29 protein-coding genes are annotated in these 25,964 nt (G+C 41.3%); 13 read left to right on the plus strand and 16 right to left on the minus strand.

Features of this window, described 5'->3' with window-relative positions; translation table 11 throughout:
- Positions 1–2 precede the first annotated feature (2 nt).
- Complete coding sequence (rfbA, locus tag G458_RS0108855; RefSeq protein ID WP_026951589.1) at positions 3–863, plus strand: glucose-1-phosphate thymidylyltransferase RfbA; 861 nt, start codon at positions 3–5, stop codon at positions 861–863.
- 41 nt (positions 864–904) lie between these two features.
- A complete protein-coding gene (locus tag G458_RS21405; protein ID WP_051287157.1) occupies positions 905–1,360 on the plus strand; it encodes a hypothetical protein in 456 nt (151 codons plus the stop codon).
- Here the strand turns inward: G458_RS21405 and G458_RS0108865 are convergent.
- The 6 genes from G458_RS0108865 to G458_RS0108890 form a co-directional block, all read right to left on the minus strand.
- The gene (locus tag G458_RS0108865; RefSeq protein ID WP_026951590.1) at positions 1,357–2,229 is read right to left on the minus strand and encodes a CorA family divalent cation transporter; all 873 of its coding nucleotides are present in this window, start codon (positions 2,227–2,229) and stop codon (positions 1,357–1,359) included. The two genes, G458_RS21405 and G458_RS0108865, sit on opposite strands and share 4 nt — an antisense overlap.
- 117 nt (positions 2,230–2,346) lie before the next feature.
- Positions 2,347–3,363 carry a hypothetical protein gene (locus G458_RS0108870; protein ID WP_026951591.1) on the minus strand — a complete coding sequence of 339 codons (1,017 nt, stop codon included), beginning with the start codon at positions 3,361–3,363 and terminating at the stop codon, positions 2,347–2,349.
- Positions 3,364–3,367: 4 nt separating this feature from the next.
- Positions 3,368–3,679: a DUF3817 domain-containing protein gene (locus tag G458_RS0108875; RefSeq protein WP_026951592.1), complete on the minus strand. Its 312-nt coding sequence runs from the start codon at positions 3,677–3,679 to the stop codon at positions 3,368–3,370.
- Between the two features lie 6 nt (positions 3,680–3,685).
- Entirely contained in the window at positions 3,686–4,216 is a 531-nt protein-coding gene (locus tag G458_RS0108880; protein WP_026951593.1) for a hypothetical protein, read from the minus strand.
- Between the two features lie 89 nt (positions 4,217–4,305).
- Entirely contained in the window at positions 4,306–4,833 is a 528-nt protein-coding gene (locus tag G458_RS0108885; RefSeq protein ID WP_026951594.1) for an acyl-CoA thioesterase, read from the minus strand.
- A gap of 117 nt (positions 4,834–4,950) precedes the next feature.
- On the minus strand, positions 4,951–5,607 hold the full coding sequence (locus tag G458_RS0108890) for a protein-L-isoaspartate(D-aspartate) O-methyltransferase (protein ID WP_026951595.1): 657 nt from the start codon (positions 5,605–5,607) through the stop codon (positions 4,951–4,953).
- Between the two features lie 112 nt (positions 5,608–5,719).
- Between G458_RS0108890 and G458_RS0108900 the strand changes: the two genes are divergently transcribed.
- Positions 5,720–6,310, plus strand: a complete 591-nt coding sequence (locus tag G458_RS0108900) for a riboflavin synthase (RefSeq protein ID WP_026951596.1) — start codon at positions 5,720–5,722, stop codon at positions 6,308–6,310.
- A gap of 57 nt (positions 6,311–6,367) precedes the next feature.
- On the opposite strand, the gene ggt is transcribed toward G458_RS0108900, so the two are convergent.
- The 3 genes from ggt to G458_RS0108915 are packed head-to-tail and all read right to left on the minus strand — an operon-like array spanning position 6,368 to position 10,800.
- A complete protein-coding gene (gene ggt / locus G458_RS0108905) occupies positions 6,368–8,071 on the minus strand; it encodes a gamma-glutamyltransferase (RefSeq protein ID WP_026951597.1) in 1,704 nt (567 codons plus the stop codon).
- Between the two features lies 1 nt (position 8,072).
- Complete coding sequence (locus G458_RS0108910; RefSeq protein ID WP_026951598.1) at positions 8,073–10,439, minus strand: S9 family peptidase; 2,367 nt, start codon at positions 10,437–10,439, stop codon at positions 8,073–8,075.
- Positions 10,440–10,464: 25 nt separating this feature from the next.
- Positions 10,465–10,800, minus strand: a complete 336-nt coding sequence (locus G458_RS0108915; protein ID WP_026951599.1) for an Hpt domain-containing protein — start codon at positions 10,798–10,800, stop codon at positions 10,465–10,467.
- Positions 10,801–10,963: 163 nt separating this feature from the next.
- On the opposite strand from G458_RS0108915, the gene G458_RS21870 reads away from it, so the two are divergent.
- From G458_RS21870 to G458_RS0108930, 3 genes are read left to right on the plus strand one after another with little or no spacing between them, the layout of a single operon-like run.
- Positions 10,964–11,122, plus strand: coding sequence for a hypothetical protein (locus G458_RS21870; protein ID WP_169719258.1), 159 nt, complete (start codon positions 10,964–10,966; stop codon positions 11,120–11,122).
- Positions 11,119–11,577 carry a DUF2452 domain-containing protein gene (locus G458_RS0108925; RefSeq protein ID WP_026951600.1) on the plus strand — a complete coding sequence of 153 codons (459 nt, stop codon included), beginning with the start codon at positions 11,119–11,121 and terminating at the stop codon, positions 11,575–11,577. The genes G458_RS21870 and G458_RS0108925 overlap by 4 nt, the downstream gene beginning before the upstream one ends.
- Before the next feature lie 2 nt (positions 11,578–11,579).
- Positions 11,580–12,227: a DUF7255 family protein gene (locus G458_RS0108930; RefSeq protein WP_026951601.1), complete on the plus strand. Its 648-nt coding sequence runs from the start codon at positions 11,580–11,582 to the stop codon at positions 12,225–12,227.
- Here G458_RS0108930 and G458_RS0108935 read toward each other — a convergent pair whose 3' ends face one another.
- Positions 12,228–12,845 carry a deoxynucleoside kinase gene (locus G458_RS0108935; RefSeq protein ID WP_026951602.1) on the minus strand — a complete coding sequence of 206 codons (618 nt, stop codon included), beginning with the start codon at positions 12,843–12,845 and terminating at the stop codon, positions 12,228–12,230.
- A 17-nt stretch (positions 12,846–12,862) separates the two neighbouring features.
- Complete coding sequence (locus G458_RS0108940; protein ID WP_026951603.1) at positions 12,863–13,753, minus strand: 3-hydroxybutyryl-CoA dehydrogenase; 891 nt, start codon at positions 13,751–13,753, stop codon at positions 12,863–12,865.
- Between the two features lie 179 nt (positions 13,754–13,932).
- Between G458_RS0108940 and G458_RS0108945 the strand changes: the two genes are divergently transcribed.
- A complete protein-coding gene (locus tag G458_RS0108945; protein WP_026951604.1) occupies positions 13,933–14,766 on the plus strand; it encodes a CvfB family protein in 834 nt (277 codons plus the stop codon).
- On the opposite strand, the gene G458_RS0108950 is transcribed toward G458_RS0108945, so the two are convergent.
- The gene (locus G458_RS0108950; RefSeq protein WP_026951605.1) at positions 14,763–15,122 is read right to left on the minus strand and encodes an arsenate reductase family protein; all 360 of its coding nucleotides are present in this window, start codon (positions 15,120–15,122) and stop codon (positions 14,763–14,765) included. The genes G458_RS0108945 and G458_RS0108950 overlap by 4 nt on opposite strands.
- A 64-nt stretch (positions 15,123–15,186) precedes the next feature.
- Here G458_RS0108950 and G458_RS0108955 point away from each other — a divergent pair, with 64 nt between their 5' ends.
- Together G458_RS0108955 and G458_RS0108960 are read left to right on the plus strand one after the other, a co-directional pair.
- On the plus strand, positions 15,187–15,687 hold the full coding sequence (locus G458_RS0108955; RefSeq protein WP_026951606.1) for a YkgJ family cysteine cluster protein: 501 nt from the start codon (positions 15,187–15,189) through the stop codon (positions 15,685–15,687).
- Positions 15,688–15,732: 45 nt separating this feature from the next.
- The gene (locus G458_RS0108960; protein ID WP_026951607.1) at positions 15,733–16,665 is read left to right on the plus strand and encodes an ROK family protein; all 933 of its coding nucleotides are present in this window, start codon (positions 15,733–15,735) and stop codon (positions 16,663–16,665) included.
- Here G458_RS0108960 and G458_RS0108965 read toward each other — a convergent pair.
- Complete coding sequence (locus tag G458_RS0108965) at positions 16,646–17,032, minus strand: hypothetical protein (RefSeq protein WP_026951608.1); 387 nt, start codon at positions 17,030–17,032, stop codon at positions 16,646–16,648. The genes G458_RS0108960 and G458_RS0108965 overlap by 20 nt on opposite strands.
- Before the next feature lie 227 nt (positions 17,033–17,259).
- Here G458_RS0108965 and G458_RS0108970 point away from each other — a divergent pair, with 227 nt between their 5' ends.
- From G458_RS0108970 to G458_RS0108990, 4 genes are all read left to right on the plus strand, one after another.
- Positions 17,260–17,751: a hypothetical protein gene (locus tag G458_RS0108970; RefSeq protein ID WP_026951609.1), complete on the plus strand. Its 492-nt coding sequence runs from the start codon at positions 17,260–17,262 to the stop codon at positions 17,749–17,751.
- 8 nt (positions 17,752–17,759) lie between these two features.
- Positions 17,760–19,658, plus strand: a complete 1,899-nt coding sequence (locus tag G458_RS0108975; protein WP_026951610.1) for a DNA topoisomerase IV subunit B — start codon at positions 17,760–17,762, stop codon at positions 19,656–19,658.
- A gap of 71 nt (positions 19,659–19,729) precedes the next feature.
- Positions 19,730–22,351: a DNA gyrase/topoisomerase IV subunit A gene (locus tag G458_RS0108985; protein WP_026951611.1), complete on the plus strand. Its 2,622-nt coding sequence runs from the start codon at positions 19,730–19,732 to the stop codon at positions 22,349–22,351.
- Positions 22,352–22,369: 18 nt separating this feature from the next.
- Positions 22,370–23,083: a TrmH family RNA methyltransferase gene (locus tag G458_RS0108990; RefSeq protein WP_026951612.1), complete on the plus strand. Its 714-nt coding sequence runs from the start codon at positions 22,370–22,372 to the stop codon at positions 23,081–23,083.
- 2 nt (positions 23,084–23,085) lie between these two features.
- Here the strand turns inward: G458_RS0108990 and G458_RS0108995 are convergent, their stop codons facing one another.
- The 3 genes from G458_RS0108995 to pckA form a co-directional block, all read right to left on the minus strand.
- Entirely contained in the window at positions 23,086–23,688 is a 603-nt protein-coding gene (locus tag G458_RS0108995; protein ID WP_026951613.1) for a hypothetical protein, read from the minus strand.
- Positions 23,689–23,783: 95 nt separating this feature from the next.
- Complete coding sequence (locus G458_RS0109000) at positions 23,784–24,221, minus strand: peptidylprolyl isomerase (RefSeq protein WP_026951614.1); 438 nt, start codon at positions 24,219–24,221, stop codon at positions 23,784–23,786.
- 122 nt (positions 24,222–24,343) lie between these two features.
- Positions 24,344–25,945, minus strand: coding sequence for a phosphoenolpyruvate carboxykinase (ATP) (pckA, locus tag G458_RS0109005; RefSeq protein ID WP_026951615.1), 1,602 nt, complete (start codon positions 25,943–25,945; stop codon positions 24,344–24,346).
- Positions 25,946–25,964 lie beyond the last annotated feature (19 nt).

Below are 25,964 nucleotides of genomic sequence, written 5' to 3' on the forward strand. Positions count from 1 at the left end.
CCATGAAAGGAATCATTTTGGCCGGAGGCTCCGGCACTCGTCTTTATCCATTGACTATTTCTGTAAGTAAGCAGCTGATGCCTGTCTATGACAAACCGATGATCTATTATCCTTTGTCAGTTTTGATGATGGCAGGAATTCAGGAAATTCTCATCATTACAACTCCAGAGGACTCCGCTTCCTTTCAGAAATTGCTGGGTGACGGTAGTCAGGTAGGATGTAGATTTGAATACGCCGTCCAACCGAGTCCAGATGGCTTAGCACAAGCTTTTATCATTGGGGAAGAATTCATTGGTAAAGACAAAGTAGCCTTGGTATTGGGCGATAATATCTTTTATGGATCAGGCTTACATCGGACTTTGCAGGAAAATACAGATCCGGATGGAGGAGTGGTTTTCGCTTATCATGTCAATGATCCTGAACGTTATGGGGTTGTGGAGTTTGATGAGAATCAAAAAGCTATTTCCATTGAAGAGAAGCCAGTTAACCCAAAGTCAAATTATGCGGTTCCAGGGCTCTATTTTTATGATAATCAAGTGGTAGAGATCGCTAAAAACATAAAACCAAGCCCACGGGGAGAATTGGAAATCACGGATATCAACAATGAGTACCTCAAAATGGGCAAACTTCAAGTTGCTATTCTGAATCGAGGAACAGCTTGGTTGGATACAGGCACTCACCAATCCCTTCTTCAGGCAGCACAGTTCGTTGAGGTGATTGAAGAACGTCAAGGATTGAAAATCGGCTGTATTGAAGAAATCGCTTATAGAAACGGTTTTATTGATAAAGAGGAATTGCTCAAGGCAGCAGATAAGCTCGGAAAAAGCGGGTATGGAACTTATCTCAGACGATTGATTAAGTAATTCCAGACAAAAAACCTAAGCTCAAATTTCCAACTTCATATATGAAAATTAGGGAATTTAAGTTGTCCTCAGATTTTTCAGGGAAATCTCAAAAGCTCGAATTAGCTGTTTTGAAATTTAACAGCCTTATTAAGGCTGCAAATCAGCATCAGCTTCCGGATGGATTAGCAGATGAATTCAATCAAAAAATTGAAAAGCTGGGGTATATCTCCAGCCCTTCTGATCTTTTGGTCAAATCGTTGACAAAACTTCAGAATACACTGGTAGTTTCGCTTCGTGATATGGCAAAATTGGTCACCAAAAACTATTACAGAAATCTTTGGATGGGAGTAGGAATGGCCGTTTTTGGAGTTCCTTTTGGAGTCGTTTTTTCTTCTTTGATAAAAAATTATGCTTTTATAGGAATCGGAATTCCCATGGGACTTTCTATAGGAATTGGGGTTGGGACAGCGTTAGATAATCAAGCCAAAAAAGAGGGTCGTCTACTTGATTTCTAAATGATTTTTTTCCGCTTAAACCAAATAAATATTACCGCAGATATTGCCACCATCACAACCAATGTGAGCGGATATCCCAATGGATGCTGAAGTTCAGGCATGTGGGAAAAATTCATTCCATAAACTCCCACGATAAAAGTCAGAGGTAAGAAAAATGCTGAGAAAATAGTCAGCAGCTTCATCACATCGTTGGTTTTTTGGGAAGTGGAGGACATGTAAATATTCAATATCGAATTAGAATCTTCCAGAAACTCATCAAACTGGTGGATTAAGTTGGAAAGAGTTTCTTTCTCATCCTGCAGTTTTGCCAAATTTTTCGGGTTTACTTGAACTTGGTTTAAAACGGTTTGAGTTTGTAGTAAAAGCTTTTTGCAAACCCGAGCCTTTGCTTTATTAAAGTACAAATCATGAATAGAGAATTTTTTGATTTGCCCCAGAAAAACATCCTTTTCAAATTCATCCATCTGATCAGAAAGCCATTCTGCTGGTGCTTCGTAAGTACTGAGCATTTTTTCGACAATCTTCACCATCAATGACTCAGGATCCGGCATGTCTTCATTGATGTCCTCCAAAAATTTAAACCCTTTCTGGTGAATCGTAATTAAGATCGAATCATTGTAGAAAAAGCCAATCTTGTTCGTCAAATCAGAAATCGTTGAGAATTTATGATCTGGGGTAGTAGAGTAGGCCCTGAGGATGATAAAATTCAAATTGGGCAGTTTTTCAAGCTTAGGAAGGTGTCCTACTTGAAGAGTATCTTCAAGGACATGATAACTGATTCCAAAGGGTTTAATCAACTTGGTTAGCTCCTGTTTTTTCGGATTTTTAAAATCTACCCATTCAAAAGTGCTGTATTTCTTAACAAACATAGAATCTGCGGATTACAAGGGTTTACGTTTAGGATATACCGAAAATCAACCCGAAAAGCTTAGCCAAACAGGAAAATCTCACTATCCTATTTTTCTAAAATAAGGTTTTCAGTCCACTTAAAGAACTTGTTCCAAACTTGTTCTCAGAATTTCTCCCATGTTTTTGCAGGCGAGGAATTTTTCATTTTTGTAATGCTTTGCCAGATCCATTTTCAATGCGTGAACATTTTCAGGTGGAGCGATTTTATCTTTTTCCATGGTATGGAGCACATCTTCAATCTCCTTATGGGAGGATTTTAGTCTAGTCGCAATCAGAGCTCGCTCTTCTCGTTGATACTGGCGCATGGATTCTGGGGTGATGTATTCCATTCCCAAATTGATCAGATCATTATTTTCCTTGAAGTACTGAGGTAAGTAAATCGACTTTTTTCCTTCATAGGATTGCTGGTCAAAATCAATGGCCCTGATTCGGTAGTGTGTTTCTTCAAAATCTGGAGTGACATCCACGACAAAGTTGGAAGAATGCATGTCGCCTAGGAGTCTCACAAAACAGCGTTCATTGAATTTTACAAACTCTTTGGCCAATCGTATAGGATTCAAGTTGGGGTCAGCTTTGAATTGCCGCATAAACTTATCCCCTGGAATCCCTGCGATGTGCTCTTCTATCAAGGTGTTTTTATGTACTAGATAGCTGATTCGGTTTGGAGAAAGAAGGTCCTCCAACTCCAATCCATATACTCTGGAAGCATCGGCATTTTTGATGTAGAAATAGTCGAAATTATCATTGATTCGATTGACTATTCGGACTCTAAAGGGCTGGGTATTTCCGTAGATACAGAGGTCAATCCGATCGATATAAAGGTGATCCATCACAGACATATCTCCACCTGCTTTCAGCAAAGCATAGATTTTCTTGACATTCCCGTGGATCTCTTCCCTGTCGTTCTGATCATAAAAGACCGTTTCCCAGAGTGTATCCTGATCTTTGGAATCAAAAAGGGCTATAGAGTTAGTATATCTCAGCAGTTCATGGTAATGAATTGGAATATCCACTTCCCGGCCATATTTAATCAGGTATTTTCTCAATCCCGCTGAGATAGGGTAAATGAGTTTTTTTTTGCTGATCAGGGCCATTTGTTTACAGTTTTACGTGCTGACTCTTCTTTAGATTTCTATCGAAAATGAAAGGTCCAAAAGGCAGGATAGAAGCTATGAGTGCAAAAAACGTACGTCCAAACTCCCATTTTAATTTGCTGGCAGTAGGGAATACGATGTAGATGTAAAGAATAAATAATACGCCATGCGCCCAGCCTACGACTGATACTGCCATGGGCATATCGAATAGGTATTTTAAAGGCATTGCGACAAAGAGCAGTAGGAGAAAGGAAATCCCTTCAATCAGACTGATCCATTTAAATCTTCTAGCCCATTTGGTTTGTTCACTATTCATGGATGATCAACTTTTGAGTTTAAATAACTTTTGCAGGGCCAGCCAAAGCGTCTTTTTGAGCTCCTTGTCTTCTGAAATTACAGTAAGGGAGTCGGCAAAAATGTACTCAGTTTCATCCTCGGTGTACACTTCATAGGTTGGAGCAGGGATGGAATTGATCAAATGCTTGACGCGACCAAATTTTAATACGGTGTGGGCATTTAGCGCATTGAAATCCTCCATGCTTCGGTTTTCTAAATCCTCGGCCTTGACCAAACCGATCTCAGTCATGGAATGTCCGCATGCATTCACCATTTTGACCAGCATATCCATGATGGATGGCGAAAGTTCTTGCTCCTCATGGACGATGAGAATTCCTTTGGTGAAATTGCCTTTGACTGGAATTGGAGGTGCCTGTATTTCTTCCTGAATCTCGATTTCCATCGATTTGGAATTTGCCTCATTCAATTCTGCTTTTACCCTGTCTCGATCCTCTGGAAGGAGAAAAATATCCTCTTGGATAAATGAAGCTAGTTCGTGCAGGTTTTCCATATTCATGTGGGGAAATTGCCTAAAAAATAGCGCTTGGCAAAGTTTGACTGGAATTTAAAAAAGAAAAAGGAAGGGGATTCCTTCCTTTAGCTTGATTATTTGGCAGGATCCAAATTGAAAATCGACTTGAGTTCCTGTGCGTCTTCTGGTTTCATTCTTTTGGCCAAAACCAGCCTCAATTGTCTTCTTCTCAATGCTCCATCGAAAAGCTCAATTTCTTCTTCAGTCTGTGGAACTAGCTCGGGGATTTCAATGGGACGGCCGTTTTGATCTACCGCCACGAATGTGAAAAATGCCCGGTGAGTAGTTAGTTTTTTATTGGCAGGAATATCTTCAGCGGTCACTTCGATATAAACTTCCATCGAAGAATTGAAAGCACGGGTCACCTGAGCTTTCAGAGTAACCACATTTCCTAGATTAATTGGCTGCTTGAAAGAAATGCTATCTGCTGAAGCGGTGACTACGATGCGATTGGAGTGCTTTTGCGCAGCAATGGCGGCCACAATATCCATCCAATGCATTAATCGACCACCCATGAGGTTGTTAAGTGTATTCGTATCGTTAGGCAGCACCATCTCTGTCATGATGGTCACTGATTCCTTTGCAAATTTCTCCTTCGCCATAAATAAGTATTTGAGCAAAAATAAGAATAATATTTTGTCAGGCTAAATATTGACTCAGGTATCGGAATAAAATTCTAAACATTAGCTTTTAGACCCTAGTCCATAATTCTAACTAAATCACTTCCACCCATCTTTTCCCAAAAGAGGAACAAAGGCAAATCCTTCAAACTCTTCCCGGTGGATTTCTGATTTAGATTTTTTGGTGATTTTCACCATGGCCTGGCGTCTTCTGTCTCCCACAGGAATAACCAAAATTCCTCCAATTTTGAGCTGCTGAATCAATGCCTCGGGAACAATCGGTGCACCGGCAGTTACTATGATTTTGTCAAATGGAGCTTGTTGAGGCAGACCTCCGGTCCCGTCTCCATAGAAAAGATTCATCTGGATGCCGAGTCTTGCGAGGAACTTCTGTGTTTTTTCAAAAAGTTTCTTTTGATACTCAATAGTATAAACCTCCGCTCCCAGTAGGTGAAGAATACATGCTTGATATCCGGAGCCTGTTCCTATTTCAAGGACCTTATCCCCAGGTTTGATGTCCAAAAGCTCAGTTTGAAAAGCTACAGTGTAGGGTTGTGAAATGGTTTGACCTTCACCAATGGGAAAGGCCTTGTCCTCATAGGCATGAGAAATCAGTGCCGAATCGAAAAAGAAATGCCTTGGCAGCGTATTGATCGCTTCCAAAACACGCTCACTCTTGATGCCTTTCGATTTAATTTCTTGGACTAAAGCACGCCTTTTTCCTTTGTGAAGGTAAGTGTCTTCGAGTTTGAGCATTGGGGATTGGTGGGTTTTTCTGTCGAAGATAAAGCAATAATTCGCTTACTTTGAAACCAAAACCGGCAAATTTTGCTTAAGTCCTGAAAGTTTGAATTTTAAAAATTCCTCCATGTTTACTGGCATCATCGAGACCTTTGGAACAATCACCAACATTACACAAGAAGGCTCAAATTTTCATTTTGATTTAGAATCCTCTTTAGCCAATGAGTTGAAAATCGATCAGTCTTTAGCGCACGACGGGGTTTGCCTGACTGTGGTCCTGGCTACTCCCGATTCTTATCGTGTGACAGCCATTGACGAAACGATTCAAAAGACCAACCTCTCTGGCTGGAGAATTGGCAAAAAAGTCAATTTAGAACGATGCATGCCTGCTAATGGGAGATTTGATGGGCACATTGTGCAAGGGCATGTGGATCAGGTGGGAACTGTTAAGAAAATCACTGATCAAGGCGGATCTTGGATTTTTGATTTTGAATTCGATCATACCTTGGGAAATGTTACGGTGGAAAAAGGGTCCATCACCGTTAATGGAACCAGCCTAACTTGTTTCAACAGTGGGCCGGGCCGATTTTCAGTAGCTATTATTCCTTACACCTTTGAGCACACCAATTTTCACCAACTTCAAGTGGGAGATAAGGTCAATCTTGAATTTGACATTATCGGAAAATACATTGCTAGAATGATAAAGGGCTATTCTTAAGAATAGCCCTTTTTCTTGTTGATGATTACTTTACCTAGATTCCTAGGATAGGGCAATCTAAAATCCTACTGCTTTATCGTCTCCTCTTCGGTCTGCCCCACCTTCCAGCTTTCCATCAGGGAGCACCAGAATGGCATCTACTTTTCCGATGACCGGGCTATTTCCTTCATTGATTAAATATCCTCTGCTTTTCAAAGTCTGAATCAGCGTAGTATCAAAGGAATCTGGTTCGAAGTTGATTAGATCAGGCAACCATTGGTGATGGAATCTTGGTGCATTCACGGCCTCCTGCATGCCCATATCAAATTCTATAACATTGAGGATTGTTTGTAGAACAGAGGTGATGATGGTGGATCCGCCGGGAGTTCCGACTACCATCCAGAGTTTACCGTCTTTTTCAACGATGGTAGGAGTCATTGAGCTTAACATTCTTTTCCCAGGGGCAATACTATTGGCTTCAGCTCCTATCAGTCCAAACATATTTGGGATTCCTGGCTTGGCACTGAAATCGTCCATTTCATTGTTCATGAAGAAGCCCAATTCATCTATATATAGCTTAGAACCATAGCCTCCATTCAAGGTGGTGGTCACTGAGACGGCATTTCCATCAGCATCCACAATGGAGTAATGGGTGGTTTCCATGCTTTCTGAAAAGACGATTTTTCCTTCTGAAATGTCTGAAGAAAGAGTTGCCTTTTCCATTGAAAATGATTCCATCCTTGACTTTAAGTAAGCCTCATCGAGTAGTTGATCTACAGGTATTTCTATGAAATCTGGATCACCCAAATAGAAGTTTCTGTCAGCGTATGCTCTACGTTCTGCTTCCACCAAAACCTGAATGTATTCGGGAGAATGATGTCCAAGCTTTGAAAGCTCAAACGGCTCTATCATTTTCATAATTTGAGCTAAAGTCATTCCACCCGAACTCGGAGGAGCCATGGAAATGACTTTATATCCTCGGTAAGGAAAAACTATTGGATCTCTCCAAGCGGCTTGGTAAGAGGCCAAATCCTCCTCTGTAATAATTCCTCCTTTTTCCTGCATGTGCTTGGCGAGGATTTTTGCAGTCTCACCTTTGTAGAATTCGTCGCGACCATTCTTCGCAATTCTTTCCAGAGTAGCAGCCAATACTGGTATTTTAAGCGTGTCTCCGGCATTTATTTCCCGGTTGAAGAAGGTTTCCGGACCATTTACCTCAGTGGCTACTTGGCGTAACCTTTGAAATCGCTGAGCTTGGTTCTCGGTCACCACAAATCCTTTTTGAGCCAATTGGATGACAGGTTGAAGGATTTCTGCTGGGGTGAGTTTCCCGAATTTTTCTTGAGCCTCAAAAATTCCGGCTATTGTTCCCGGTACACCTGAGGCTAAAGCACTTTGCTGGCTCAGCTGTGGGACAAATTCTCCATTTTCATCCAGGAACATGTCTTTATGAGCAGCCAAGGGAGCTTTTTCACGATAATCGATGGAGCCCACGGTGCCGTCTGCCATTCGATAAACCATAAATCCTCCGCCTCCTAAATTACCCGCGAATGGATAAGTGACTGCAAGAGCCATTTCAGTAGCCATCATGGCATCAAAAGCATTTCCCCCTTTTTGAATGATTTCAATTCCTATTTTGGAAGCTTCCTCCCGAGCGGAAACCACCATGGCCTTCTCCGCAATCAGCCCGCGCTGAATTTCCCTTTGCTGTGCTTTTTCTGCGCAGGAAAAAAGGAGGAGCCAAGCTGCAAGAAAAAGGAGTGAGGTGTTAAGTTTTTTCATTTTAATTCTCCAGTAGGGTTGAGTTAAATAGATTCAAAATTCTCTTGTATTCGTCTGTCCAGGAGCTTGGTTCTACAAACCCATGATCTTCAACTGGATAAACTGCCATTTCCCAATTGTCTTTGCCTAACTCAATCAGCCTTTGGGCTAATCGAACCACATCCTGAAAGTGGACATTGACATCCAGCATCCCATGCGCAATCAAAAGATTTCCTTTAAGTCCTTCTGCAAAATAAATAGGGGAGGATCGGCGATAGGCAATAGGGTCTTCCTCTGGAGTATTCAGAATATTGGATGTATATCCGTGATTGTAGTGCGCCCAATCTGTCACAGATCTTAATGCAGCTCCGGATTTGAAAACATCTCCATGGTTAAACAAAGCCATAAGCGTGATAAATCCTCCATAACTGCCGCCATATATTCCAATTTTACCAGCATCAACACCATGCTGTGCAACAAGGTATTTTGCTCCATCTACTTGATCTGAGAGGTCTTTTCCTCCCATGTGTCTGTAGATTCCTGTTCTCCAGTCTCTACCATAACCGGCGGATGCCCGATAATCAATGTCCAATACGGTATATCCTAGGTCTGTCAGGAGGTTATGAAACATGTACTCTCTGAAATAGCTGCTCCACCACTTATGTACATTTTGAAGGTAACCTGCACCATGAACAAAAATCACCGCAGCTCCATTCTTTTTGGAAGGTTCCGGTAAATAAAGTCTTGCAGGCACTTTCGCTCCATCTTGAGCTGCAAAGCGGACAATCTGAGGGTCTTTCCAAGGATAAGCCTTGAATTCCTCACTCTGGCCATTGGTTAATTTTTGAGCTGTTGCACCTACTTTATTGTCTTGTATATATAACTCCGTAGGCTGATTACTGTAAGAAAACAGAATGGCTAATTTCTTTTCATCAGGAGAAAGCGACACTTCGTTATTTCCGGTCATGGAGGTGAGTTTTTCCATTTTCCCTCCCATTACCGGCATTCGGTAAAAATGTCTTTCTCCTGGATCTACCTCTGAGGTAGTCAGATACCAAGATTTTTTATCCTTGGACAAAAAGGGTTCGAAAACTTCAAATTTTCCTGAAGTCAATGCCTTTTTCTCACCGGTGCTCACATCCAGAAGGTACAAGTGGGAATAGCCACTTTCTTCAGACTGGAAATAGATATGCTTGCTATCCGGAAGCCAGCCAAAAGTACCTCCTCCAAAACCGCTTACTCCAGGCCCGCCAATCCAAGCCTCATCCCGCTGTCGATCCAGGGTTTTAAGTTCTCCCGTTTGAAGATTCAGCTCTGCAATCCAGCGATCTTTATTGTCATTGGCTCTTCCTTGAACGATTGCTCGCTTTCCATCCGGGGAGAAATAAGGCCCAGAAAGCAAAACAGATCGCTCCTTTTCTTCCCACTTTTTCTCAGGGTAGTCTTTTACGTAGTCAGGTAAATCCTTTATTCCCGGAAGATTACCAATGCTGACGAAATAAACAGTGTCTCGGGTAAGGTCATAGATCCCTATCTCAACTTTTGTCGGATCTGTTCCCACTTTTGGCCGGGCATTTAAATCTTCGGTGTATCCTGAAGCCGCGGTGTAGTCAGGAACTTTTGTGTTTTTATTGGATGCTGGAGTGAAAATTGAAAAAGTCGCATATCGCTCGTCAGGACTCAGTTGTAAGTTGGAGAGATTTTTCCCTCCGGTGTAATACACAAAAGCAGTGGAGTTTTCCCTAATGGATTCACGGTAAGTTCTGGAAGCTTTTTGGGCTTCTTTTCGTTGATTTACTACCTCCAGAAGACTCAGATTTTCAGCTTCCAAGAAACTTGTTTTAGAATCAGGAGTTCCTGTCCCACCTTGATTTGGTTTGGATCCTGAATTGATCTGCGTGGCCTTTTTTACAACCTTACTGTTGCGGTCGAAGATGTAAATATTTCCCCCTGAATTGAATGAAATTCGATTCTCATCGGCTAAGAATTGAAGACCGCTGATCGGTTCAAACCATTCCAAAATTACCGAAGCCTGTTTCTTTTTAAGATTTTCAAGATAGATCGAATTTTTAACCCGATAGATTCTAAGACTTTGGTCAGAATTATAGGTTTCTTGCTCTTTTCTCAGACTTTTTTCCTCGGACCAATGAACTTTCGAGATCTTATTCGGAGAAGTGAGGTCTATTTTGTAAAGCGAGTCAGCAGGATCATTTTCAAGATTGTACCGGAAGAATATTTCTCTGCTGTCTTCTCCCCAAAAATGTGAGGAGGGGAAAGTTCCCATCCACTTGGGATCTCTCATGATATATTCGACGGATAAGGGGGATTGTGCCTGAGCTGTTGCTAGGATGCAAAGCAAAATCGGCAGGAGGAATAATTTCCGCTGCATATTTGGGTGGTTAAGAAGGAATAAATCAATTGATTTGGGAAAGGAACTCTTGAAGTTCCGCAGTAATGATCTTCAGTTGATCTTGAAGAGATTCGTTCAAAGGTTGGGAAGATTCAAGGGTGCCTTCGATTTCTTCCAGTGTTTTTCTGGTTTTAATAGCCCCGATATAACTCATGCTGGGCTTGGCTTTGTGACATCTTTTTTTGATAGTCACAAAATCTCCTGCCTGATAAAACTCACCCAATTCCATCAAATCCTTGACGTTTGTATCGAGGATGATTTGAATCATCTCTTTGACCATTTCTGGATCATCATCTCCAAAATACTGATAAATTGACTGCTCGCTGATGAGTTGATACATAACCGGGGAAAAACGTGTATAAATAATAAAAATACTTGTTTTAGACAGGAAGAATAAATTTATAAACAATTTTCTATTTCTATTATTTCTTAAGTATGAGATTTAAAGAAATGGTGACTAAAAAATCTCAATGCTTAATTTTGACCCAGAAATGAAATAATTGATGCAGAAGAAAAAGAAAATCTTCCTGGCCCTATTTATCCTCTTCATGTTGGTCATTTTATACATCAGCTATGATATTTCCCGAAGAACGACCTTCCCGGGTTCCAAAGGAAATCTCAAAGAAAGAATATCCAAAGAAGTAGAATCCAAAGCCAAATGACAGGAAAGAAAATTGACGTAGATAAGCTTGATCTGGAGCTAATGAAGGAAAAAACCACGGAAAATCCGGGGACTTTGCCTTATGCGCACCATTCAGGCAGTGCCATTATCAAGCCCGAAGACAAGGGGAAAATTACGGGCAGAGCAGTAGCGGCCATGCATTCTCAGACTGATATGCAAATGGCGCAGATTTACGAGCAAATGCAGGTCTTGGCCGAGCAAGCCAAAAAAATCCAAGCCCGAATTGAAGTGTCCGAAAGAATATATCAAGCCTCTATTTCTTTCGAACCCCTGATCAATCATCGCTACTTCCTATATCAAAAATCAGACGGAAGTGATTTCATGAGTATGATTGCGCCTGAGGAATGGGGTAGAAAAAAAGATTGGGCAAGCTTTGTGGCCGAGGTGAAATTATTGGCAGATCATACTTGGGAAATTCTCCGGGAAAACACATAATCATGGAGCATCTAATGACCCGCCAGCTGGATCTTATTTTAAGAGATGGTGGAGCGGAATATGATTGGAAGGCTGAATTAGAAGTGGTTCCGAAGTATTTGGACCAAAAGGGTAAAACTTGGCTAGCAGAAATATTAGAAGATCTTGGGGGAAACGGAAGTATGCCCTTGCTGGAAAAACTTAAGTTTGATTTCAAAATTGGCCGTTTTTTTATCCTTTGGGATGAAGAAATCCACTTCAATCGATATAGATTAATCACTTTAAGATCAAGTCTTTATACTGATTTTAATTTCATATTTTCCGAAGGCCTCAAACGGCTCTGTCGTACCTATGAAAAGGAGGCTTTGAAGTCAGGCATGAATTCAAGAGTTTGGGCAGGTCCGCCAATTGCCAGAAATGTGTTTGGGGAAGCATCCGAGCCCGGAGATTTTTCCGGTAATGGCGCAATTGGATGGAAATTACTCGCCTACAACGACGCGCAATTGGATCTCCAGACCCGGATTCATGGTTACAAACTGATCAGACTTTCACCCTTCGAAACCATCATGACCGGAGGTTCCTTGAAGCGACTAGATCAGCTTTTGGTCAACCCAAAAGAAGAGCAAAAACAAATTCTCTTCAACTGGTTGATGAGGAAACTTAATAACTGATTAAGCGAAAAGCCCGAACATTTCCCGCTCGATTTTATTCACGATCAGTGAGAAATCTTCAGGTCTCTCCACGAAATCCAGGTCATTTACATCAATGATCAACAGCTTTCCTTCTTTGTATTCTGAAATCCAATCTTCGTAATGCTGATTTAGGTTTTTCAGGTAGTCAATTCTCATCGCAGTTTCATAGCTTCTGCCTCTTTTTTCAATTTGGCCAACAAGCTTGGGGATATCAGCTTTGAGGTAAATCAATAGATCAGGAGCTTTCACATGCTGAATCATGGAATCAAAGAGGGTTCTGTAGTTCCAATAATCTCTTTCCGTAAGGAGCTTGCTTTTATAAAGGTTCGCTGCAAAAATGTATGCGTCTTCATAAATGGTCCTGTCCTGAATGGTGTTTTCCTTTCTGTCCTGAATATTTCTGATTTGATTATATCTGGAATTCAAGAAGTAGACCTGAAGATGAAAAGCCCAACGCTTCATGTCTTCGTAAAAATCCGGCAAATATGGATTATTGTCTACTGCCTCAAATTCAGCCTTCCAACCGTAATGTTTGGCAAGCTTTTCTGTCAGAGTGGTTTTTCCACTCCCGATATTTCCTGATACTGCTAGATGCATTGTTGCTTTTTCCCTAATTATTTAGAAAATCTTGGAGCAAGCTTCAAATCCTTGCTTCCTGGAGTATATTGATAGAATCCTTCTCCGGTTTTTACTCCTTTATATCCTGCTTCAACCATATTTACCAATAATGGACAAGGGGCGTATTTTGGATTGCCAAAACCTTCATGAAGTACTCTCAAAATCGATAAACAAACATCCAAACCGATAAAATCAGCCAATTGAAGCGGACCCATAGGGTGGGCCATCCCCAGCTTCATGACTGTGTCAATCTCTGAAACTCCCGCCACACCTTCATACAAGGAATAGATGGCTTCATTGATCATGGGCATGAGGATTCTGTTTGCCACAAATCCTGGATAATCATTCACCTCTACGGGTTCCTTGCTTAGGTTACTGGAGAGCTCCATGATTTTTTCAGTGACTTCATCAGTGGTGGCATATCCTCGGATTACCTCTACCAATTTCATAACGGGAACCGGGTTCATGAAGTGCATTCCGATCACCTGCCCAGGTCTTTTGGTCACTGCCGCGATTTTAGTAATTGAAATAGAGGAAGTATTGGTCGCTAGAATGGCGGACTCCGGAGCGAATTGATCCAGCTGTCGGAAGATATCTAGTTTTAAGGTCATGTTTTCTGTGGCGGCCTCTACCACAAGATCTGCGCTTTTTACTCCTTTTTCAACAGAGGTGAAGGTAGAAATCCTGGAAAGAGCAGCTTTCTTTTCATCTTCAGTCAAGGAGCCTTTTGAAACTTGGCGGTCCATGTTTTTGGAAATTGTTGCCAAAGCTTTCTCCAATTGACTTGCTTGGATGTCTACCAGAGAAACCTGGTATCCATGCTGTGCAAAAACGTGGGCTATTCCATTACCCATGGTTCCTGATCCTATGACTGAGATTGATTTCATAAGTGTGTGATTAAAAGGTAAAAACGTTACGATTTGGGTTTATTTTGGCTTTAAGGCCGATTTCATTTTCGCTCAAAACTAATCGGAAGGGGATCGATTTCCAATTTCAAACCTTTCAATACTGACTTTGTTTGTTGTTTTTTCCAAATCTGGACGGGAGAAATCTTTACCTTTGAATCATGAATGAATTAGGAAGGATAAGCAAACTTTCAATCAATCGGTTTACCGATTTTGGTGCTTACTTGGCTTTAGAAGATGGTGGAGAGGTGCTTTTGCCCAAAAGTTACCTTGGAACAGAGGAAAAAGAAGGTGATGAAGTTGAAGTTTTTGTCTATACCGATAGCGAAGATCGGCCAGTTGCGGTAACTACCAAGCCGAAAGCTTTATTGGATGATTTTGCAGTTTTGGAGGCAAAAGAAGTGACTAAGTTCGGAGCCTTCATGGATTGGGGATTGCCAAAAGATCTTTTTGTACCGAATGCTGAAATGGCAAAACCAATGGAGGCAGGACAGAAATATCTGATCAAAGTTTGCGTGGATTATCGGTCTAACAGATTAATTGGCGTTAGCAAGTACCGCGATTTTATCTATCCAGCTCCTCCGGACTATGAACCCGGAAATGCTTGTGAAGGATTGATTTTTGAAAAAACAGACCTTGGCTACAAAGTCCTTTTGGAAGATCGGTACGAAGGATTATTGTACGCCAATGAAGTTTTTCAACCTTTGGAAATCGGGGAGACTCGTCAGGTCTTTGTAAAAAAACGCAGAGACGACGGAAAAATTGACCTTCAATTGTTGCCTGCCGGGAGAGAAAAGTATGAAGAAGGAGCTGAGAAAATCCTTAAAATACTTGAGGAAAAAGGCTTTTTGGCGCTGCATGACAAATCTGACCCTGAAAAAATCAAGGCAGAATTGGGGATGAGTAAAAAGCATTTTAAGCAGTGCATCGGGCAATTGTACAAAGCCAGAGAAATCGTCATTGAAGAAAAAGGGATTTCTCTAAACCGAGATTAGTCCAGCTTTAGGATATCTGTAGGGGTCTTGCAGAGAATTGCCTTATTGCGGTAAATAGCAATAGGAGACTTGATGAGGTGTGGGAATTTCACCAAGATATTAAGCCAACTTTCTTCATCCCATTCTTTCCCTGCGATCATGGCTTGATAGTCAGGATGGGCTCTGTTGAGCAGATCTTTGGGCCTCAGCCCCAGCATATTGAGAATTTGATCCCACTGGGTTGCGGTCATTTTTTCTCGGACGACATCGATTTCATTGACAAAATTCGCCAATGACTTTGCATAGGCTTTGGTTTGTTTGTCAATCGGTTGATGTGAACTATGATAGAAATACAATTCTGAAGGGTGAATTTTCATGGCTTTATATATTTGAACTTATATAAGATAATCATATTAGAAACAATTTGAAAATCAATTCTTTGTGAAATCAAACCTAGACCTGGAAAAGTTTGCTCAAGAATCCAAGTCAGACTTTCCGGCAAATAAAAAGCTCAAGGAAAAGCTCAAGAAGACCAAACCTAAAAATTTGGATTCCCGCTTTCATCAATTGCATGAAGAGGTTTTTCAGGAGATTGATTGCTTGGATTGTGCAAATTGCTGCAAGACTACAAGCCCGATATTCATTCAGACAGATATCGATAGGTTGGCCAAGGTATTTCGAATGAAAACAAGTGTTTTCATTGAAGAATATCTTTACCTGGATACAGATGGAGATTATGTTTTGAAAAGTGCCCCATGTCCCTTTTTGGGAGCAGATAATAAGTGCTTAGTTTACGAAGATCGTCCCAAAGCTTGCCGGGAGTATCCACACACAGATCGGAAAAATATGCTGGGCATTTTAGATTTGTCCTTAAAAAACACCCTGGTCTGTCCTGCAGTGCACAAAATTTTTTATGAGATCGGCAAAGATTATAGGAAGTGAAGCAATAGTTTTGCTTTTTTGACAATCAAACCTATAATAATGATTATGAATTCATCGGATACTCAATTTTTGGGAATCGATGTGGGAGGCACCCACCTAAAGATCGGTCTTGTAGACAAAGAAGGAAATATCCTTGATTTTCAGAAAGAAGACACTAGACACCATCGTGAAAATCCAGCGGGCTTCGGTTCTTGTTTTGTGGATATAGTGGGGAAATACCTAGAAAAATATCCGCAGGTAGAAAAAATAGGGATTGGTTTGCCGGGTATGATTTCCAAAGACAGGATGATGCCCTTAGAGATTCCGGCGATTTCTGATCTTAATAATTTCCCACTCAAGGCAAAGCTTCTCGAGAAATATCCATCAACGGAGTTTTTTCTGGAAAATGATGCCGCAGCAGCCGCAATCGGTGAGTTTTATTTTGGTAAAGGTGAGATAGCCGAAAACTTTCTTTTTATCACCATGGGTACTGGGATCGGAAGTGCCTTGGTTTTGGAAGGTCAGGTATTCAAAGGCTCCCGAGGAAATGCTTTAGAAATGGGGCATATGCTTTCGAGAGGAAATGCTGGCTTGGAAACGCTTGTAGGAAGAAATGGCATCCTAAGAATTATGGATAACCTAATCAAATCCTATCCTGAAAAAGCGGGGGAATTGGTAGGGCAAGAGCTAGGCACACACCTCTTGGTGGATACTGCCAAAGCAGGGAATGAGGTTTCTTTAATGGTATTTAAAGAGGTAGCGGAAATTCTAAGTGAAGCGATTGTTTCTACGATCCGGATTCTCGATGTTACAGATGTGTATTTCGGTGGGGGAATCTCGGCTGGTTTGGAATTCATGATGCCAACTATCGAATACAATACCAGGAAATACCTGACACATTACTATGTGAAGGATCTTAAATTAAAGAAAGCAACTTTGGAAAATAACGCCGGGACGCTTGGCGCTGCAGCCCTATGTTTTATGGGTTCAGGGTTGTAATGGTGACCTCAGATACTTTGCTGATAGCATTTAGTCGAAAAAGAACTCTCAGGGGTTCTTTTTCTATTTCCACCCCATCACACTCTTTGGATGGTTCCAAAAAGTAGAAAAAAAAGCTTTGGCTTTTGTCCATCAAGTCCACTCGGTCTGGTCGGCCAAAGGTTTTGATCAGAGCTTGATTGTCCGCTCCCAAGAAATTATTCTTAATTGCCCGTAATTCTTCCAAGTCCTGGATGCGAAGGCCTTTGCAACCATAACGGTCGGCTTTCCAGTTTTCCAGATTGATTTTTCCTGCATCCAAAGGTGAACTGCAAGAAAAAGAAGTCCAAATAAGTAAACCCATTACTAGGCTGAGTAGATTGCGCATGACTCTGAGAGAATGTTGGTCAAAGATCGGCTGAAATTGATCCCCGATCTAAATTTTCTGCGAGTAAATATTTACTTTCAGCAGAAATCAATTTAAAGTCCCTTGAATTTCATGGACTTGTAGGTTTTGGAAATTACCGGGTCAGAAATTGACACTTTCGAAACCGAATTTCGGACCAAAGGGTTTTCCCAAATCGCTTATATTAGCACGTTCAATTCACTCAATCCATGTATTACAGATTCGGCAAAGCCTTTTACTTTATCAGTATTTTGGCTTTTATCTTCTTCTTAGTCTATTTATACTCGGCCATGCCCGAGCAAATCGGAATCAGCGTCGATGACAGCGGAAATTTGATCAGATCTTGGGACAAAGGGACCTTCTTCTATGGGATGATTGCCGCTTTTCTGTTTTTGAATGCAGTAGTCTTGTTTCCTCCCAAGTCCTTGGAAACCAAATCCAATAAAAAATTTCACCGGGTGTTTCCTGTCGGGGACCCATATAGAGATTATATCCTGACATGGTTTTTTTCCTTTGGAGGGATTATCAATCTCAGTATGTGCATTTTTGTTTTTTACATCCATTCGGTGAATAACCGTGATTTGGAGCCAGGAGGAGATTTTAGCTTTTGGTTTTATCTCATTCCGGCAATCTTCATCACTTGGGTAATTGGCCTTTTCTTATTGTTTGTGGGGAAATTCAAGTCTATCCGTAAGAGTTAAATAGAATTATGGCAGAACCAGTAAAATATACCGAAGACAGTATCAAATCCTTGGATTGGAGAGAGCATATCCGTCTCCGTCCCGGGATGTACATCGGAAAGCTAGGAGATGGAAGTGCGCAGGATGACGGGATTTATGTTCTTGTCAAAGAAGTTCTGGATAACTCCATCGATGAGCACATGATGGGATTTGGACGAAACATTGATGTCAAAATCTCTGAACACAAAGTAGAGGTGCGAGACTATGGTCGTGGGATTCCTTTGGGAAAAGTCATTGACTGTGTGTCAAAGATCAATACCGGAGGAAAGTATGACTCCGGAGCATTCCAAAAATCAGTGGGTCTAAATGGAGTCGGTACCAAAGCCGTCAACGCACTTTCTGACTTTTTCAAGGTTCAGTCCTATCGGGATGGAGAAACCAAAGTGGCTGAGTTTGAAAAAGGAATATTGACTCACGATGCTCCGATTGAGAAAAGTTCAGAGCGGAATGGGACCAAAGTAGTCTTTTCTCCGGATGGAAGCATCTTCAAAAACTACCACTTTATTCCGGAATATCTTGAGAATCAGATTTGGAACTATGCCTACCTGAATGCTGGTCTTACCATCAATTACAATGGTAAAAAGTACTTCTCAGATAAAGGGCTCTACGACCTTCTATCCAATAAAATTGATGAAGAAAGTATAAGGTACCCCATTATTCATCTGAAAGGCAATGATATTGAAGTAGCGATTACCCACTCAGGTAGCTATGGGGAAGAATATTACTCATTTGTGAATGGTCAATACACCACACAAGGAGGGACTCACTTGGCTGCATTTCGGGAGGCCATTGTCAAAACAGTCCGGGAGTTTTTCAAAAAGGACTATGATGCTTCCGATATACGTCAATCGGTAGTGGCAGCAATTGCGGTAAGAGTGCAAGAGCCGGTTTTCGAATCTCAGACCAAAACCAAGCTGGGGTCCCAGAATATCGGTCCTGACGGGCCTACACTCCGGACTTTTGTCAATGACTTTATCAAGACCGAACTGGATAACTTTCTCCATAAAAACCCTGCGACAGCGGATGCTTTGCTCAAAAGAATCCTTCAGTCTGAGCGGGAAAGGAAAGAAATATCGGGTATTAAAAAACTAGCGAACGAGCGTGCTAAAAAAGCAAACCTTCACAACAAGAAACTACGGGATTGCAGAGTTCACTACGATGACCCGAAAGCCAACGAAGATGTGAAGAATAACACCATGCTGTTCATTACAGAAGGTGATTCCGCATCTGGATCTATCACCAAAAGCAGGGATGTGCAGACCCAAGCGGTATTTTCTCTGAGAGGTAAGCCATTGAATTGCTATGGAATGACCAAAAAAGTGGTGTATGAAAACGAGGAATTTAACCTCCTTCAACATGCCCTGAATATTGAAGATGGCATTGAAAACCTTCGGTATAGAAAGATTGTCATCGCCACCGATGCCGATGTCGATGGAATGCACATCCGACTTCTGATTATGACTTATTTCTTGCAGTTTTTCCCTGATTTGGTGAAAAACGGTCACCTATTTATTCTGGATACACCTTTGTTCCGAGTCAGAAATAAGAAAGAGACCATTTATTGCTATTCAGACGAGGAAAGACAGAGAGCGATTCACAAACTAGGAGCGAAGCCCGAAATCACCCGATTTAAAGGATTAGGAGAGATTTCTCCGGACGAGTTTGAAAACTTTATCGGAGAAGATATTCGATTGGATCCTATTATTTTGAACAAGGACACCAAAATCTCCGACCTGCTTTCTTTTTACATGGGAAAAAATACCCCAGATCGCCAAACCTTTATCATTGATAACCTCAGGGTCGAAAAAGATCTAGCTTTGGATGATCCTAAAAAGGAAGAGCAGGAAGAAGAAAATGAAGCTGCCTAATCATTTTTTAAACCCAAGACTGGACAAAAGCAGGGGATCAATTTCCGCTTTGGTCCTAAATCAATTTGCAAATGAGTGACGAAAATAACGTAAACGAAACGCCTGACGAGAGCTTGCACGATTCGGTCCCTGTGACTGGAATGTATAAAGATTGGTTTTTGGATTATGCCTCTTATGTAATTCTGGAGCGGGCCGTTCCTGCTATTGAAGATGGATTGAAGCCGGTCCAGAGAAGGATTCTCCACGCCATGAAAGAAATGGATGATGGCAGGTTCAACAAGGTGGCCAATATCATCGGCCAATCCATGCAGTACCATCCTCATGGAGATGCATCTATCGGAGACGCAATCGTCAACTTGGGTCAAAAAGAGCTTTTGATCGAAACCCAAGGTAACTGGGGCGATGTCCGGACAGGGGACGGTGCAGCAGCTCCACGATATATTGAAGCCAGACTTTCCAAATTTGCATTGGAAGTGGTCTTCAACCCTCAGACGACTGAATGGCAACTTTCTTATGATGGAAGAAAGCGGGAGCCCACCACTTTACCGGTAAAATTCCCTTTGCTATTGGCACAGGGGGTAGAAGGGATTGCCGTAGGACTTTCGACTAAAATCCTTCCTCATAATTTCTGTGAATTGATCGAAGGGTCTATTGAGATCTTGAAAGGAAATAAGACCAATATTCTTCCGGATTTTATCACGGGAGGATTGGCTGATTTCTCAGACTATCAAGAAGGACTGAGAGGAGGTAAAATTAAGGTTAGAGCAAGAATAGAGGAAGAGGATAGTAAGACGCTGTTAATTAAGGAAATACCTTATGGAGTGACTACTGACTCTTTGATTGATTCGATACTTAAGGCCAACGATAAGGGAAAGATCAAAATCAAAAAGGTGGTTGACAATACCGCCAAAGATGTAGAGATACAAGTTCAGTTGGCTCCGGGTACTTCTCCTGACGTGACCATCGATGCGCTCTATGCATTTACAGATTGCGAAGTCTCCATCTCACCAAACGCTTGTGTGATCATCGACGAGAAGCCGGTTTTCCTTACAGTAAACCGAATTCTCGAATACAATACCCATCAGACCAAAAAGCTTCTCAAACAAGAATTGGAGATTCGAAAGGCTGAACTGATGGAGAAATTGCTATTCTCTTCCCTTGAAAAAATCTTCATCGAAAACAGAATTTATCGAGACATTGAAGAGTGTACCACATGGGATGCGGTTCTGGAGGCGATAGATAGAGGATTGGATCCTTACAAGCCAGAGTTCTACAGAGAAATCACCCAGGATGATTTGGTAAGGTTGACCGAAATCAAGATCAAAAGAATTTCGAAATACGATGCTTTCAAGGCTGATGAGTTGATGAAGCGACTTCAGGATGAATTGAAAGAAGTGAATTATAACCTGAAGCATCTCACTGAATATGCCATCAAGTATTACCAAAACCTTCTGGAAAAATATGGAAAAGGCAGAGAAAGAAAGACTGAAATCCGTGCTTTTGACACCATCCAGGCTGCAGTAGTAGCGGCAAACAACGCCAAGCTTTACGTCAATCGAACGGACGGTTTTGTGGGTTTTGGTTTAAAAAAGGATGAGTTTGTCTGCGATTGTTCAGACCTTGACGATATCATTGCCATCCGAAAGGATGGTAAAATGGTGGTTTCCAAGATCCAGGAAAAGCTTTTTATGGGGAAAGACATCCTTTTTGTGGGAGTTTTCCGCAAAAACGATGAGCGGATGACCTACAATTTGATTTATCTGGATGGAACTTCAGGAAGAGCGATGGTCAAAAGATTCCAAGTAGGTGGAATCACCCGGGATAAAGAATATGACCTGACAAAAGGTACAAAGGGCTCCAAAGTCCTTTACCTCACAGCCAATCCAAACGCCGAGGCTGAAACGATCACGGTATATCTAACCCAAGGAGCGAAGGCCAGAATTAAGGTGTTTGATTTTGATTTTGCGGAAATCGAAATCAAAGGAAGAGGTGCCGGAGGTAATATTCTGACCAAGTATCCGGTAAGGAAAATCCAGTTTAAAATGGAGGGGAAATCCACTCTAGGTGGTCTTAATGTTTATTATGACCCTTCTGTTGGTCGTCTGAATACAGATAACAGAGGTAAATTGATCGGTAATTTTCTAGGAGATGACAAAATATTGGTTTGCTACAAAAACGGTGATTACGAACTGACTGGTTTTGAATTGACCAATCGTTACGAACCTTCGGAGGTGCTTTTGATTGAAAAATTCGACCCGCAAAAGGTTCTCGCAGCCGTGTATTATGATGGAGGCTCAAAAACTTATTTCGTAAAGAGGTTCTTGATAGAAACTACCACTGTCAACAAGCGATTCAATTTCATTTCGGATCACAAGCAGTCCTATCTTAAGGTAGTCACCACTGATGGGCAGGCTCAAATCTCTGTAACTATCCTCAAAGGCAAGGAATCTGAAGTGATGGAGTACGATTTGGAGATGCTGATCGATGTCAAAGGTTGGAAGGCAATCGGAAACAAGGTTAGCTCTAATCCAATCAATGACATTCAATTGATCGAATCTGAGAATTCCAAGGAAGAGTCAAATGATGATTCCACCAGCGCTGAAGAGGATGCCTCCGATGAGGAATTGGAAGTAGGAAGTACCATTGACCTTAATGTCAAAAAAGACGATGAAGAACAATTGGGGCTATTTTAATAGCCCCTTCTTTTATTTATGAGCACTAAAGAATCGGAAGTCCAATTTGATCAAGGTTTATTAGAATACCTCGGACAGTATATTACCGAGCATAAGAAATCGGTGATGGAACAGGTTTTAAGCAAAAGAACCCGGTTTTTCACCTTGGTCTTAGAGGACATTTTTAAGCCGCATAATGCAAGTGCGGTGATCCGAACCTGTGATTGTTTTGGGATCCAAGACATGCACGTAATCGAAAAAACCAATACGTACAAGGTCAATCCATACGTAACTCGGGGAGCATCTCAGTGGGTGGATTTGCACAAGTATTATAGCGATGAGGGTTCTTCGGTTCAGCTTTGCTTTGACGAATTAAGGAGTAAAGGGTACAAGATTTATGGAACGAGTCCTTCCCCGAGCTCCATTTCTATCCATGACTTGGACGCAAGTCAAAAGCTGGCCTTAGTTTTTGGAAATGAACATGAGGGGATCTCTGAAGAGGTGAAAAGCGAGGTGGACGGCCTCGTACATATTCCTATGTTGGGATTTACGGATAGTTTCAACATCTCTGTTTCCGCGTCGATTTTTCTCTTTGACCTAATCAAGAAAGCAGAAAAATTTAATCACCCTGATTTTTATATTTCAGAAGAGGAGAAAAATGTATTGAGAATGAAATGGTACCGGGAGATCGTCAAAAGGTCTGATCTACACGAGAAAATGTATTGGAAAGAGAATCCAAAATCAGAACCTTAGAATTAATTTTTCTTCTGGAAAAGGTCTGAAAAGGATTTTTTAGGAGGGCTGTTTTTGGCGTTTTTAGCTTTCTTTCGTTTTCTCTGGTTTTTCTTCTGATCCTTGTGACTCACTAAGATTGATCTAACCGTGAAACCAGTTTGACCTTTAAAAAACTCTTCTCTTCCCGCTAAGTTGAGATTTGGCTTGTAATCCAGAGAGATGGAAAGTCCGGCAAGATCCAATTCCAAACCACCTATGAAATCCACTCCAATAGTTTTGTTTCCATAGGTGTGAATGATTTCTTTTGAATCAGGGACTTTTACAAAGCTTTCTTCGATTCCGAATGATGGTCCTGCGCCATAATAAAAATTAAGCCTTTTGGAAAGAATAGGCATGTGCTTCTCACCAAGCACCGAAAGATTGTGATTCACATTGAAATCAGTCTGGATGATTCCCTCAATGGTTACATTCTTTTCAATTCTTTGCTGCATCGACAATCCTAAGGTCCGATAGGCATTAGAACTTCCCATTCTTAGACCAAATGCATTTCCATAGTGTTGTGCAATAGCTGAAGGAACTGAAAGAAGCACCAAAGCAAAGAGGGACAAAAGAAATTTTTTCATGGGTGTGAATTAGGAATCGACCTTAGTTCAATAACTATTCCAATTCAAAAAAAATAGAACCCAATAAAAAAGTCCCTCATTTGAGGGACTTGGTATTAAGCTTCGTGAATGACGATTTTTTCAATTTTATCTCCAGCTCGGATGGCATCGATGACTTCAAGTCCTTCGACTACTTTTCCAAAGCAAGTGTGATTTCTATCCAGATGCGCGGTATTGGTACGGCTATGACAAATGAAGAACTGAGATCCTCCGGTATTTCTCCCAGCATGAGCCATGGACAAAACACCCCGGTCATGATATTGATTTTCACCGTCAAGTTCACACTTGATTTTGTACCCTGGTCCACCCGCACCGTTTCCGATTGGACAGCCACCTTGGATTACAAAGTTTGGAATCACTCGATGAAAGGTAAGTCCGTCATAAAATCCCTTGGTAGAAAGATCAATAAAATTCTGGACCGTGTTAGGAGCATCTTTTTCGTAGAACTCCACTTTCATGGTTCCTTTTTCTGTTATTATTTCAGCGGTTCTCATTAATTATCTGAATGATTAATTGTTTCTCTTCTTTAAATTTCGGAACGCAAAAATAGGACTTGATCTGGTTTTATTAAGATAATCTAAAGAAAAAGGAGTGAATTATCACTCCTTTTATATGTTTAGATTTTCGGTGCTCCTTGGAGAATGTCCTCTGAGGCAAAATCTTTGAATTTTTCAAAGTTTGCCACAAAAGCTTTGGCTAGGTCTTTCGCTTGCTGGTCATAAGCTTCTGCATCCGACCAGGTATTTCTAGGATTCAATATTTCTGAAGGAACATTGGAGCAGATTTTGGGAACTTCAAATCCAAAAATCTTATCCTGCGCATAAGGAGCGAAGTCTAACTTTCCTTCTAGTGCAGCAGTAATCATTGCCCTGGTATAGGCCAATTTCATTCTTGAGCCAATTCCATAGGGGCCACCCGTCCATCCTGTATTGATCAACCAGACATTTACTTCATGTTTTTCCATTTTCTCTCCGAAAAGCTTGGCATATTGGGTTGGATGAAGTGGAAGGAATGCAGCTCCAAAACAAGCTGAGAAAGTCAATTTTGGTTCAGTGATTCCCATTTCAGTACCAGCAACCTTTGCAGTGTATCCAGAAATAAAATGATACATCGCCTGGCTCTTATTCAGTTTGGAAATAGGAGGGAGGACACCAAATGCATCGGCAGTCAGGAAGAAAATATTCTTAGGAATATCTGCTACAGACGGTTCCAAAGCATTGGAAATATGGTCAATTGGGTAGGCAGTACGTGTATTTTCAGTGACGGAGCTATTGGCATAATCTACTTCCCGAGTTCCTTCTTTGAATCTGGTATTTTCTACGATCGCACCAAACTTGATAGCATTGTAAATCTCAGGCTCCTTCTCTCTGGAAAGGTCAATGACTTTTGCATAGCATCCACCTTCGAAATTAAATACTGACTTTTCTGTCCAGCCATGTTCATCGTCTCCGATGAGTTGGCGATTTGGATCGGCAGAAAGGGTAGTCTTTCCGGTCCCGGAAAGGCCAAAGAAAATAGCAGTGTCACCCTCTTTGCCAACATTGGCAGAGCAGTGCATGGAAAGCACATTTTTTTGATGGGGCAAGATGAAATTTAGAACAGAAAATATTCCTTTTTTCATTTCACCGGCATAGCCCGTACCCCCAATCAAAATCATTCTTCTGGAAAGATTAATGATAGCAAAATTTGGATTTTTTACCCCGTCCTTGGCAGGATCAGCTTCAAATCCTGGAGCACAAATAATGGTAAAGTCTGCATTAAAGTTTTTCAGTTCTTCTTGAGTAGGTCTCAAAAACATGTTGTTGCAGAACAAATTGTGCCAAGCCCAAGTGTTGACCACTTGAAGATTCAATCGATATTTCGGATCAGCTCCTGCAAAAGCATTTCTTACAAAAAGATCTTTATCCGAAAGATATTGAGTCATTTTGTCCAATAGATTCTGGAATTGCTCCTCAGAGACAGGGATATTAATGTCCCCCCACCAAACGGCATCTTTGGTCAGTTCATCCCTAACCAGATAGCGGTCTTTGGGAGATCTTCCGGTAAACTTCCCAGTGTCGGCCATTAAAGCTCCTGTAGAAGTCAATTGTCCCTCTTTGCGGGCGAGGGAATGCTCGACCAACTCAGCTGGGGAAAGATTCAAATAAACTTTTCCAGAAGTCTGTAGATCAAAGCCAGAAATTGATTGAGATTGGGTTTCCAGAACTAGGTCCTGCATAGATTTTTGGGTTTATAAT

The organism is Algoriphagus mannitolivorans DSM 15301 (assembly GCF_000429425.1).
GTDB classification, from domain to species: Bacteria; Bacteroidota; Bacteroidia; order Cytophagales; family Cyclobacteriaceae; genus Algoriphagus; species Algoriphagus mannitolivorans.